Here is a 12,612-nt window from a genome sequence, read left to right on the forward strand (position 1 = left end):
TCACTACTCCAAGATAATGCTTGAAGGATTTGGCTTGCTCAATTAATTCATTTTTTATCTGCGTCGCAATTGGAGCAATTTTATCAGGAGGTAATTCTATAAACCATAAATTAGAGGTCTTCCCTATGCCATTCCCTAATTGTAATCCGGTAATATCATATTTTTTCATAAACTGGTCAAGAGATTGATGATCTTTAAACAAAATCCTAAATTTATCTATATCTTGTTGCTGATTATGTGCTTCATCCCCCTTTCGATAATCTCTTACAAAAGGTATAACTTTTACAATATTGGCTCCAGGAGAAGATAAGAAGGATTTTGCTTTATCAATGAGTTCTTTCTTTTCTTTTTGCGCTACTAAGGGAACCGGTGGAGGCGGTTCAGGTTGTTTTACTATGTGTTGTTGCCCTTCTTTTTTAGGAGGATTTAAAAGATTGGATTTGTAGGATTCACTTTTGTCATTATCCAAAAGCATCCAAGCAATGCCTTCGTCAATAATTTTTTGTGCAAATCGTTCTTTTGTATCGACACCAATAACCCAATTCTCTCCTTCGATAGTAAATCCTGAGTATTGCTTGAAGATTTTATCAAATACCAAATTAGGTTCGCCCACTGGATTATTTAGTGCCTCAGTCACTTCATTCACCAGATCAGCAAAATTCTTTGGCGGAAGTTTTTTAGATTCAAACTGTATCAGTGTTTGAGCCATTCTATCAATGGCATCAACAAGTCGTTCATTGGCGCAGCCGATTCCATCAATTTTCACATGAGAGCAAAATACTTGGATACACTTCTGCCTATCGGCAGGGTTCGGTAATGCTTCAATACGATGCCAAATGTGTAATAATCCATTATAAAAATAGTCCATTTGTTGCTCTTTGCTCGCTCTTCGTTTGTCTTGAGGGAGATCTCCAGTGGGATAACTGATGCTTGGGTGGTAGGAAACAAACTCTGTTTTTCCGTGCGCAACGTGCATCTCCGACGTTCGCAGGGTGTCGGCTTTTGCAGAGTCGCCGTGTTGTGCATTAACACCGGTGGCTGATCTGAATGCATCAAATTGCGCTGTGGCACCCGCTTTTTTCTTGTACATACCTGAGTTTGGCGGCTCTTCAATATAAACTCCATTATCCACATCTCGCTCGTAAGCAAGACCTGCCTCAATGACAAATTGTCGATTTATATCGATTTCGATAAGTGATTTGATTGATGCTAAAGCCCATAATTTTTTTTGGTCAAAGTTTTTATCAGTAGATTGACTCTGGCTAATAGCCTGGTGAAAAGCCCAAAGGGGGTGGTGAGTCACCGCATCAGGTAACGAAGGCGCCATCCAATTAATCGATTTATGTTCGGGCATTTTGACCACTGCTTTTTCTTGTTGTTTTTCCGGTTGTTGTTTCTTTAGCAATTCTTGCTCTTTATAATTTTTGTATTGGGATACTAATGAAATAACGCCTCTTAAAGCTAAGTCATTATATACAAGAGCTTTTGCAGGCCCTTCATATTTTTTAAGATATCTACTCAGCTCCGCAAATACTTTTTCTTCACCCTCTGCTTTATAATAGTTATATATCCCAATCACTTTCTTTAAGGCCGTATTGGGATGTACTTCGTGCGGTGCTGTGGGTGCTTGGTTAAAAGGATTTTTACCACCTTTCTTAGTCAGTTCATCCCACGTGCTTTTTGACACACTATGGCCAGAGTTAGTTAAAAGCACAGGATCTTCCATTACTTCATAGGTGCTAATATCTGCAAGGATTTCTTCGAGATGTTCTAAAAAAGTGTTTTGCGTAAAATCAAAATTATTTTCGGCGTTCTTTACATCCTGTACCGCATATTTTTGCAGTAGCGGATACACTGCTTTCTGCACTTCTGCCATATTTTGTTGTTGCCAATCATATTCAATCAAATAAGGAGCCACATCAATATTGTCTAGAAAAGTTTCGTTGTTGTTATTTACTTGGCTCATAATAGCAAGAAAATTACTGGAGCCCTTGATACGTTCTATTAGTTTTAATCCTACATTGATAAGTTGATCTCGAAACACCGGATCATTATATGGTTTTTTAATGGCATACCAAAAAATCTGATGTAGTGCCGTATTACCGCCTTTATTGCTTGCACTTAGATCGAGTTGAGGATTATCAATAATGTGATGAATTAATTGAATGAATTGTTCACGTTTTTTATCATCTTTGGTATTTGCCAGATTGAAAATGGCAGCCATCAATACGTTTGATCCATATTTCTCATCTTTTACTTGAACTAAAGAGGGGTTGTCCTTTAGGTACTGAATTGCCAATAATGGCTCACCGGTATTAATTGCTTCAAAAATTTCTTTTGCACCCATAATAACCACTAAAGAAGGGATAGTTATGATTAAATTATAGTCAATTAGTTGGTTGGTGTATATTTTTTGAACAATTAATAGGCAATATCAATACATGAGTGGAACCGTTCATTGGTACTTTGATCTCTTCCCCATTCCGCATAGATGACATGACGTCCTGCACGAGCCGGTACATTACAGGTCATGTGAAATTTATTGTTTTTCTTATCAGCCCAAATGGTATTCTTATCTTGAGGTGGATTTTTGTCATCCCATGCGAGCTCACAAAAGGGTTCTGCTTCAAAATCGCTCCATTTTAAGGGTTGATTTTTATTAAATTGATAATCCGCTTTGGTAATCCAATACCGAAAATGCTCCGTATCACTAAAGTGGGGGCCATAAGAGACATCCCAGACAAATTCTTGTGTGTTTGCGGTTATTTTATTGGTTGGCCAATTGATGGCAGCATCCCAAGGAGAAGCTTTCCCTTTAAATGTCTCGCTATCAAAGCCGCAAACGTGTTTTGGTAAATTGTCATTTTGATAATATCCCCGGGTATGGCTTAATACGCTCATAAACTGGTAGATATCATGATTATAGCTTCCATCACCCTTCGTTAAAATGGGACGGCATTCTGTATAAGGAAGTTTATTACCAGGCTCAATATGATGGGGCTGAGTCACTTTGCCGCAAAAATACTCGCGGGACATTGGCTTTTCTATAAGTCCGTGACTGTGTGCTGTGTTTTGAAAAAGCATTAAAAAACAGGCGATCAACAATACATCTAAACGAGCAAAAAACATATTATCTATCCAATAAATACAAAATGAGTGCTAATTTAACACAAAAATAGTTGGTATGCATCTTTTTTAATCACAATTTCATATAATGCATTGAAAACATTAAAAATAACATTCGGGTCAAGAGGCATACCTGAGATCACCAGACTTTATTTATGTTGGATCAAATAGATCACTCCATTAAAATCATCAGATAGATACAATTCACCGTCTGTACCCTCTACGACATGCACAGGTCTGCCAATTACTTTACCGTTTTTGAGAAACCCAGTAATAAAATCATTTTGAGTTATTACTCCATTTTCAAAAGTTAAACTAACGACTTTATAACCAACCTTAATTGATCTGTTCCAGGAGCCATGAAATGCAACCAGTGCCTTTTTATACAATGGGGATTGGGGATTTTTTATAAAAGTGATACCCAGTGGTGCCTGATGGGCGGCAAATTTGAAAACAGGAGTTTGTGATTGATTAATCATTTGTTCTTGCCCAATGCCAAATTTTGGATCGGGAACGCGATCGCCGTTTGCATACGGCCACCCATAAAATTGATTCTCTTGAATCAGATTTAATTCGTCGGGTGGAAAATGGTCGCCCAAATAGTCACGACTATTTTCGGTTACATAAAGGACTCCATCTGTGGGTGACCAATCAAATCCAACGGCATTTCTAAGCCCTTTGGCATAAATTGTTAGATGCTCATCTCCTGGTTTAAATCGAGAGATAGATGCTCTTAAAGGATTTTTTTCAATACAAACATTGCAAGAAGAACCAATAGATACGTAGCCATATCCATCAGGACCAAACTTAATGGTTCTGGTCCAATGACCGCCATCATCTGGGATATTTTTAATTACTCGTTGATAACGACCGATGGAGTGTTCCTCTTTTGCATTATATTGGATGCGGCCAATAGCATTTTCTTCTGCAACATATAAGTAGTTTTGATAAACGTCTATACTGTGAGGGTTGTTCAAACCCGAAAGCAGCACTCGTTTCTGGTCCGGTTTTTTATAAGGTATGAGAAGTACGTTTCCTTTTGGAGGTTCAGTTACAAGTAAATCTCCAGATTCCGTAACGTACATAAATCGGGGGCTATCCAAATTCCGAACATAAGGTTTAAGTATAAAATCATTTTTTAAATCAATAAGTTGGGGAACTTGAGGTTTTAGAAATGGAAAAGAGCGGCCTAATACCTCAGAAATTGAAATATTAAACCCCAGAAATGGTTGAAATAGGTACAATAGTCCAATGCCCACCAAAACTACCAGCACACTGTAAAACAGTTTTTTCATGTTAATATCCAGTTTATTAAATAGTGATATAATATGTCTTTTAAATCTACTCTATCCTTACCCTAATGTCCCTTTAATAATATTGCTCTCTTCAATCTTAGTGCCTGGAGTGTTTTGGCGTATGAACATACTGACAAGAGATGATCTTAACCAACCAAATATTCTCGCCTGCGCTGAACGCAAAATGCGAACAAAAGTCAGTTAATCCTATATAAAAAAAGTATCATAATTCACTTTCATCGGGTATCAAGAAGATTTTCATAACTGCCCTATTTAACCTAAAGCTTGCGATACCTGGAGTTTATTAGCAAGTCAAATAATGCAATAATGCGGGATAGATAAACATATAGGTGGTCTTTTACTTAAGATGGAAACTTACAATTTTAGCTTGGATTGAAATCGCAAGGAATGAAGATCATGAAATTAAAAACGAATAATTATTATAAACGATTTATAAGATATCTTCTCACCGAACCAAGTACTTTTCTTCATACTTTTAATACCCTGAGACATGCAGCACGCTTTTACCAACACAGCTTGCTCAAGACCGCAAATAGAGCATATCTCTTACTACGCCGTTATGGATTTTCCCCTCAAGAAGCCTATCCATTAGGCTTACTCAATCCCACCAACAAAAAAAATGAAAGTTTGGGGTTCATAAGTAAAGCAGCCGTTCTTGAAAGGCAGCACGATATAAATCCAGCGAGTTGGTGCCAAATAATCAAAGATAAAAGTATTTTTTATCGTTATTGCCAAGCACTTCAATTACCAATTCCAAACTTATACGCCCTATTTTTTCAAGGTGCATCAGGTTGGAATAACTCGAATCATATATTAATTTCCAAAAATAATTGGTGCGACTTTTTTAACCAGAACTTACCAGAAAAATTTATAATTAAACCAGCTACAGGTTCACATGGAGATGAAGTTGCCTTATATATTCGGCAAAAAAATGGATTTGTTAATCACAAACTACAATATTTTGAAAGTGAGGACCTGTATGAATTATTGCAAAATCATCCCGCCTACTACAGTTTTATTATACAAGAAGCCTTGTTAAACCATCCTTCCTTGCGGGAACTTAGTGATGCGGATGGATTGCAAACGGTAAGAATTACAACTTTTATAGATCCTCAAGGGCACTGTCATATTGAACATGCTTGCTTTAAACCTATTGTAGGCAATGGAATTATTGATAACCATAACAATGGTCAATATGGAAACTTACTTTCTCACGTAAATATTAAAGATGGCACTATAGTAAAAACTGTAGTTACTACAGCGGAACATAAAGAGCGCCAAAGCGTACATCAACATCCCACCACAAGAATTAAATTAACCAACTTTCAATTACCTATGTGGAACGAGGCTTGTGAACTTGCTGTTCATGCGGCAAAACAATTTCTACCTCTTAGAACCATTGGTTGGGATATTGCTTTAACTCCAACAAAACCTGTAATAATAGAAGGAAATCAACACTGGGATCCTCCTAATCTTGAACCTCATCATTCAACGAATATATTTTGAATGCTTTCCAGAACTTTTCGGGCAGTAATTTTTAAACCCACTCTATTTAATGAATGATAATCCCATAGGTAGAAAAAATTATTTTTTTATTTAACCGATAAATCACGAATTGACTATATAGTAACTGAAGAAAACTTGCCTGCCTTATGTGCTTTATTTCCTGGGAATTCTAGCCTTCAAAAAAACTCCCTCAGGGAAATAAAAAAGAGTTAATTAGCAGATGGGCAATTATATTCTAAAGCGTCTTTAAGAGGTTTGGTTGCACACAAAAAAAAACTACCTTATGAATTAACAGAACAAATAGGCAGCTATCTTGACGTAAAAACTGCCAGTATGGTTGCTCAAACATCTATACATTCAGCAAAGCAAGCTAAAGAAGTATTGGATACTGTAGCTGATTTTATGTGGTAAGAATACGTGGGGGTCGGTAACACTGTGTCATAAAATCCAGTTGCCGAAAGCTCAAGACGCAGTTTTTGGATTTGCGAACAACTTCGAGTGCTTACTTTTGCAAGATTATTCCCGAAATCCACCAAAACCATGTCGTGCTAAATAGTCCATTACCTCTGAAGCGGTAAGCTCATTTCTTCCTCTTTCCTCAAAACAATCCAATAATGCTAAAAATAACTCTGAGTTTTTAAGTAACATTCGTAACTTATAGAAGCCACACTCTATTAATTTCTGTTTTATAATGATACTTTTTGAATGAATTAATCTAATAGAAATAGCCACTCTATCGGTTTCTGTATCTTGTGTGCAATGCAACATATCACCTCGCATCATTAACAAATCCCCTGCTTCAAGATGTGGAGTAAATGAAAAATGATTGATATTTTCATCCATATGCCCTAAAGGCAAGTCGTTAATATTATCAATAAATAGGGTGCTGTTATCTTGCTTTACCACCGCAGATGTTGAACCTCGTTTATGCAACTTATTATAAATATGCGGAGCGCGGGTTTTCAATGTATCAAAGGGGATAATTTGTAAATTGGATTTATCTGCCTTGGGTTTAATTATTGGAATATACAAATTTAAATAATTGTATGCATCTTGCAATAAATAATAGGATTTACTGTCCTGATGCCAAGGAAAATCGATATTGCGTCTGGTTGAAAAATAAGCTGCACCCCGGATCATATCCATAGCTTTCAAATCCGTTTTCAGATGCATAATATCCATAATTGGTTTTACTTCTTTTCGGATTAACTCTTTTAACGCCACACTTACGTCAATTATTGGGTAAAAGTTATTTGCCTGAATTGCCTTTTCAAAATCAGCCTTAAAAATATCAATGAGCTCCGTTCCTAAGAATTGAGGAATGATGATATATCCTTTCTCATTGAAATTTTCTAACTCTGATTCTAATAATCCCATAAATACTCCCTAATAAATCGTATCTTTTCTATAAAGAAGGAGTGCAATTTTTAAATAAAACAAACCCTGGTTATTTTTTAAATAATAAATAAAGTTTTTACAGGAAAACTTTTACGGGCATAATAGATACTTGCACAAGTCGAGAGTATTGTACTCAGAGTAATACCCCAAACCGCCCCGATTAATTGATAGGTTGGGATTAAAGCGATATCTAAAACTATAACGGCAATTAATTGGAAAATTACTATTTTATTAGCAATTACTTCGGTGTCTCCATAGAGCAACAAGAAAGAAGAAAAATCGAATACAGCATAAAAAAGTGCACCAAGAATTGCAATAATTAACGGAGAATAAAATTTACTGTACCCTGTGCCAAATAACTCTAAAAGGTTTTTACCATAATACAGTAGAATGAAGGTGGTTATTACCAAATAAACGAGCTTGTATAAATTGGTAACATTCAAAATTTTCTGTAATTTGGTGTAATTTTTTTCTTTAATAAGTGCGCTAATTAAGGGAGTTATAACGACTTTTATTGCTTGATTTAGAATAACTAAAGGAAGTAAAAGAGCAAATATAACGGCGAGAGTTCCTAACTCATTGGGGTCATCTCCCAGAATTTTTAGCATCAGCATATCCATCATATTTATGGATGAAAGAACGGACCCCATCAGGAACATGCGATTACCTTTGCTTTTCCACTCTTTAATAGAGTACACAGGGGCATACTCACTAAATTTTTTATATAAATTTCTTAGTAAACCCATATACTGAATAATGATAGCAATAAGAACAGAAGCTGTATAAGCACCTATCACCCAATAAATTGGTTGTTTAGTGATTGTATGATAAATAACCGCCAGAAAAGTATTAAGCATTAGATAGGCAATAATCTGGCTAGGTAAAGTCCCCCAAATGTAATTATAATTCGCATCGAGTAAATTCTTTTGGAATGCGGCTAAGGTTCTTAGGGGAACTAACCAAATTAAATAAAACACTAAAGAATTATGTTGTTGCATGTTAACGTTATTTGCAAAGAAATGATAAGCCCCAATAGCTACAATAATACCTAGCGAGATGATAATAATAGATAGAATTAAATAACGTTTCCACATCCATTTGAGAAATCCCCGTAGATACCCGAAAGCGCTGTTCTCGATATAATGGGGAACATAATAAGTAATTGAGTACAGCAAACCTATTTGATTAAGTGGTCTTAAGAAATTTAATATCTGCAAAGCAAGAATAAAATCCCCAAATACGCTAGGTTCTAAAATACGTGCAAATTGAATGTTAGCAACAAATTGCAAAAAAGTACCTAGCACTATAACAATGAGGACTGAAGATTCATTTAATACGAGCTTATTTATTTCCTTATGTTCCTTCATCACGATGAATCCAACCTTATAATCTATTGATTACAAATGCTTATAGAACTATATATACTATACTAAAGCAAAGTAAAGAATTTTCTTAAGCAGATCACTGGAATTGATTATGAACCCTCCTTTTAATATCCTTGCTTCTCATCATCTTCCACAAAACTTTACTTCCGATGTGCCTGTTGTAATTAAACACGCTTTGAATAACCAACCTGCTTTTCTAAATTGGTCACCAGAATCTTTACGTTCTGATATTGGGAGAAAAAAAGTTTTAGTCGATAAATCAACTGATGGATTATTTAGAGTCAATCCTAAAGGGGGCGCATTTATAGATGAAATGCTTGAAATGTCTTTTACCGACTTTTTGGAAAAAATTTCTAATCCTACTGAGGAGGCATTACGTCTCTATTTAATACATAGTTCCATACCGATAAATTTTCCTGAATTGATGCCGCAGATGACTATTCCTCATTATGTCGACCAAAAAAGACTTCGCCATATTAATCTGTGGGTTGGGCAAAAGGGAAATATTTCTCCGCTTCATTTCGACACGAATAATAACATTCTCTGTGAAGTTTTTGGGAGAAAAAAAATAATTCTCTATCCTCCCCAGCAAGGAAAACTATTATATCCTTATAGCTGTTTTACCAAAGCACCTTATGTAAGCCCCATTAGGGCTGACCAGCCTGACTTTAAAACTTACCCTAAATTTGCTTCTGCCAAGCCATATGAAGTTATTTTGCATCCTACTGATATAATGTATATTCCGCCTTTCTGGTGGCACCAGGTATTTAATTTAGATATGACCATTTCAGTTAATTTTTGGTGGCGCTTGTATAAAAAGCAATGCATTAATCCTTCATTTGCCAGAATAGTCACCTATCGTTTTTACAATCGCATGAAAGATTTTATTAAAAGGGTTTGATTTTTTAACATTAAATCAGGGACTGTTTGCAATTCATTATCTTAAGCCAAAATACTGCGATTTAAGCGCACCGAAAGGAAGCATACACGAAGTATGTAAGTAGCGGAGCGCACAAAATCACAGCATTTTGGCCAAGAAAGTAGAATTGTAAACCAGACCTAAGGGCAATATATTTATTGCAATTTATTTTTAAGGAGTTTTATTGATATGGATTTTTTGTCTGTGAATTCCCCTACCTCAGTCGTGCTTGGTTTGGACGGTTTTGGTTTAAGCTGTTTTGAGTTTTTGGCAAAGCGGGGAGTCTCTGTTTGTGGTACTTATAATCTTAACCATATTAAAACTAGAATAAGCCCAGTTTTATATCAGGAACTTGTGCAAACAATCGCAGAACTTACGCAACGATGGCCAGAATCAGAAATAAATGCTCAATTTTTTGATGAAAGGATTTTAAATAAAGCCGATCAAATTATTCTGAGTCCAGGTATTTCTTACTGGGATCCAATATTAGATAATTATAAAAATAAAGGGGTGCCTATTGTCGGCGAAGTTGCTTTATTCCGGCAATATAGCCAGGCACCAATAGTGGGAATTACAGGAACCAATGGAAAAAGCAGTGTCACAACGCTTCTATCGGACATGTTAACCGCAGCAGGTAAAAAAATAGCTACTGGCGGTAATTTCAAAACGTTAGCAATGGACTTAATTTCGGTTGAAGAGCCTGAGCTTTATTTATTGGAGTTGTCTAGTTTCCAACTTGAATCACTCTCAGAACTTCCTTTAAAAGCAGCAGCGATACTTAATATTACAGCTGATCATATGGATAGGTATGCTAGCATAACAGCCTATAGCAAGGCCAAACAAAATATCTACCGTTTTTGTGAACATGCCATAGTAAATGAGGAAACACTCATTGATTCTGCAAATATTAATAAAAATGCTCATGTTATCAAATTTAGTTTAAAGACACCCCAAACAGGCGAGTTTGGAATTATGCAGCATAACAAAAAATGTTATTTAGCGTTTGGCAAACAGCGGCTTATTTGTTTCGATGAATTACCTGTAAATGGAAAACACCATTATGAAAATATGCTCGCCGCATTGGCTTTAGGTTATGCTCTCGATATACCTTTTGAGATCATGCTTGGTTGTTTAAGAAATTACAAAAGCTTACCCTTTGCGTGCGAGCTGATACTAAAACATAAGCAAATCAGTTGGTATAACGACTCGAAAGCAGTAAATGTAGCGGCTTGCTTGAATGCCTTAAATTATGTTGGAGCTCAAACACAGGGAAAAATAATTTTAATTGCTGGTGGATTTTATCGCCCGACTGATTTTAAGTTATTGCAAACGAGTGTAAACCAATATGTGAAACATTTAATTTTATTGGGTGCCAGTGCCGCCCATATAGCTGATGCTTTAATTAATGAAACAGAAGTTTCCTTTGTAAAATCCATGCAGGAAGCGGTAGTTTTAGCTGAGTCATTAGCTGAAACAGGAGACAGTGTTCTTTTGGCACCTGCTTGTGCCAGTTATGATATGTTTACTAACTATAAACATCGTGGCAATGAGTTCGTTACGAACGTGCAAACCTTGTTGAATATTCAACCGTAGGCACAAAGCCCATGTTATGAAGTTTTTTGCAGAGGATTGTATCTTGATTACAAATAATGATTTAATGTTTGAGTTTCATTAAAGGACTCAAGGGATCATGAGATTTTTTATTTATACTGTTTTTTTGCTACTGTGTGGATGCGGTATCGGTCCAAGACAGTTAACCCATGATCGACTTGATTATAATCGCTCCCTACAATATAGCGATAGCCAACAATATTTATTAAATGTAGTCCGTTTAAGATATGATGAACACCCGTCTCTATTAACGGTAAATAATATTATTGCTCAGATAGCATTGGAAAGCAGTGCCTCTTTGAATGTTTTAAAAGCGGAAGCGGGTCCCTTAACTGGAACTGCGAATGGCCAATTAGCGTACACGGAAACTCCTACAATTACCTATACCCCTCTACAAGGGGAGGCCTATGTTAAGAGACTATTAACGCCTCTGAGTCTACCTGTTGTCTATTCTCTTTTTCGTTCAGGATGGGACATACGCCATGTACTCATGTTAACTGCTCAACGTATAGGGCCTCTGGATAATGCAGTTATTGCTTCGAGTAGTATCTCTAATCATGTTCCTCGCTATCGTGAATTTTTTGAGTTAGTTAATGCTTTGGATTTTTTACAATATCAGCATAATGTAGAAATTAATCCTACAAAAATCCATGGGCAATTTGCTATCAAATTTACTTTAACCCATTTAGAGTTGCTCAAGCCTTCCTGGAGAAAGTTAATCAATCGAATGGGAATTACCCCTAGCTCGCCTTCGATATGGTTAGTGGGCGTGCATGATACCCACCCCGATCACTTTTATCTCGAGACACGAACAATCCTCGGTTTCCTCAATTATCTTGCGAAAAGTGTTGAGGTGCCCGCTGAGCTTATTAAGTCTGGAAAAGCTCCTATGACTTATTTAGGGAATGGAAAATTTTTTAATTGGCAAAATGTAACTAGGGACAATATTATTATCAGAAGTTGCAAACATAAACCTGACGCAGATCTGTCTATTAAATTTAAGGGTTATTGGTACTATATTGCTGATAATGATTTTAAATCAAAGGAAACTTTCGCACTGTTAAATATTATTATGAGCTTGCAACAAGGTAATATTCCATTAGATAAACCTGTTTTTAGCATCAATTAACTTATATATTGTTTGATGCCTCTTAATGGTGCTCTTTGTGCATATAGTATCTATGATTTTCAAGGGCACTTAAAAAAATGCTAGTTTTAAAAAGAAAAAAAAATTTGAAAAATTTTATTTTCTTAAATGTTAATTAGTAAAAATGAGTTTGTGTATAGTAATAACCAAGTTATATTTTTATCAAGATATGATTGATATAGCCATATGCACCAATTGTAATCA

10 protein-coding genes are annotated in these 12,612 nt (G+C 35.8%); 5 read left to right on the top strand and 5 right to left on the bottom strand.

The genetic code is table 11. The features are described from left to right. From Lpar_RS19200 to Lpar_RS05625, 3 genes are all read right to left on the bottom strand, one after another. A partial coding sequence (locus Lpar_RS19200) for a U-box domain-containing protein (RefSeq protein ID WP_193392447.1) occupies positions 1–2,347 on the bottom strand: 2,347 nt, incomplete at its 3' end. A gap of 74 nt (positions 2,348–2,421) precedes the next feature. Continuing rightward, positions 2,422–3,129, bottom strand: a complete 708-nt coding sequence (locus tag Lpar_RS05620; protein WP_058516998.1) for a lytic polysaccharide monooxygenase — start codon at positions 3,127–3,129, stop codon at positions 2,422–2,424. 146 nt (positions 3,130–3,275) lie between these two features. After that, positions 3,276–4,421 (bottom strand): PQQ-dependent sugar dehydrogenase, encoded by a 1,146-nt coding sequence (locus tag Lpar_RS05625; RefSeq protein WP_058516999.1) that lies wholly within the window; start codon positions 4,419–4,421, stop codon positions 3,276–3,278. Between the two features lie 417 nt (positions 4,422–4,838). Between Lpar_RS05625 and Lpar_RS05630 the strand changes: the two genes are divergently transcribed. Both Lpar_RS05630 and Lpar_RS19305 read left to right on the top strand, forming a co-directional pair. Further along, positions 4,839–5,948, top strand: a complete 1,110-nt coding sequence (locus Lpar_RS05630; RefSeq protein ID WP_058517000.1) for a sugar-transfer associated ATP-grasp domain-containing protein — start codon at positions 4,839–4,841, stop codon at positions 5,946–5,948. 255 nt (positions 5,949–6,203) lie between these two features. Next, on the top strand, positions 6,204–6,359 hold the full coding sequence (locus Lpar_RS19305) for an F-box protein (protein ID WP_237759347.1): 156 nt from the start codon (positions 6,204–6,206) through the stop codon (positions 6,357–6,359). Positions 6,360–6,464: 105 nt separating this feature from the next. On the opposite strand, the gene Lpar_RS05640 is transcribed toward Lpar_RS19305, so the two are convergent. Together Lpar_RS05640 and Lpar_RS05645 are read right to left on the bottom strand one after the other, a co-directional pair. After that, entirely contained in the window at positions 6,465–7,325 is an 861-nt protein-coding gene (locus Lpar_RS05640; protein WP_058517001.1) for a phytanoyl-CoA dioxygenase family protein, read from the bottom strand. Between the two features lie 77 nt (positions 7,326–7,402). After that, positions 7,403–8,713: a lipopolysaccharide biosynthesis protein gene (locus tag Lpar_RS05645; RefSeq protein ID WP_058517002.1), complete on the bottom strand. Its 1,311-nt coding sequence runs from the start codon at positions 8,711–8,713 to the stop codon at positions 7,403–7,405. Positions 8,714–8,822: 109 nt separating this feature from the next. On the opposite strand from Lpar_RS05645, the gene Lpar_RS05650 reads away from it, so the two are divergent. The 3 genes from Lpar_RS05650 to Lpar_RS05660 all read left to right on the top strand — a co-directional run bounded on the left by Lpar_RS05650 (position 8,823) and on the right by Lpar_RS05660 (position 12,390). Next, entirely contained in the window at positions 8,823–9,632 is an 810-nt protein-coding gene (locus Lpar_RS05650; protein WP_058517003.1) for a cupin-like domain-containing protein, read from the top strand. Positions 9,633–9,839: 207 nt separating this feature from the next. After that, on the top strand, positions 9,840–11,243 hold the full coding sequence (gene murD, locus Lpar_RS05655) for a UDP-N-acetylmuramoyl-L-alanine--D-glutamate ligase (RefSeq protein ID WP_058517004.1): 1,404 nt from the start codon (positions 9,840–9,842) through the stop codon (positions 11,241–11,243). A gap of 97 nt (positions 11,244–11,340) precedes the next feature. Further along, complete coding sequence (locus Lpar_RS05660; protein ID WP_058517005.1) at positions 11,341–12,390, top strand: hypothetical protein; 1,050 nt, start codon at positions 11,341–11,343, stop codon at positions 12,388–12,390. Positions 12,391–12,612: the final 222 nt, after the last annotated feature.

The organism is Legionella parisiensis (genome assembly GCF_001467945.1).
Lineage (GTDB): Bacteria > Pseudomonadota > Gammaproteobacteria > Legionellales > Legionellaceae > Legionella > Legionella parisiensis.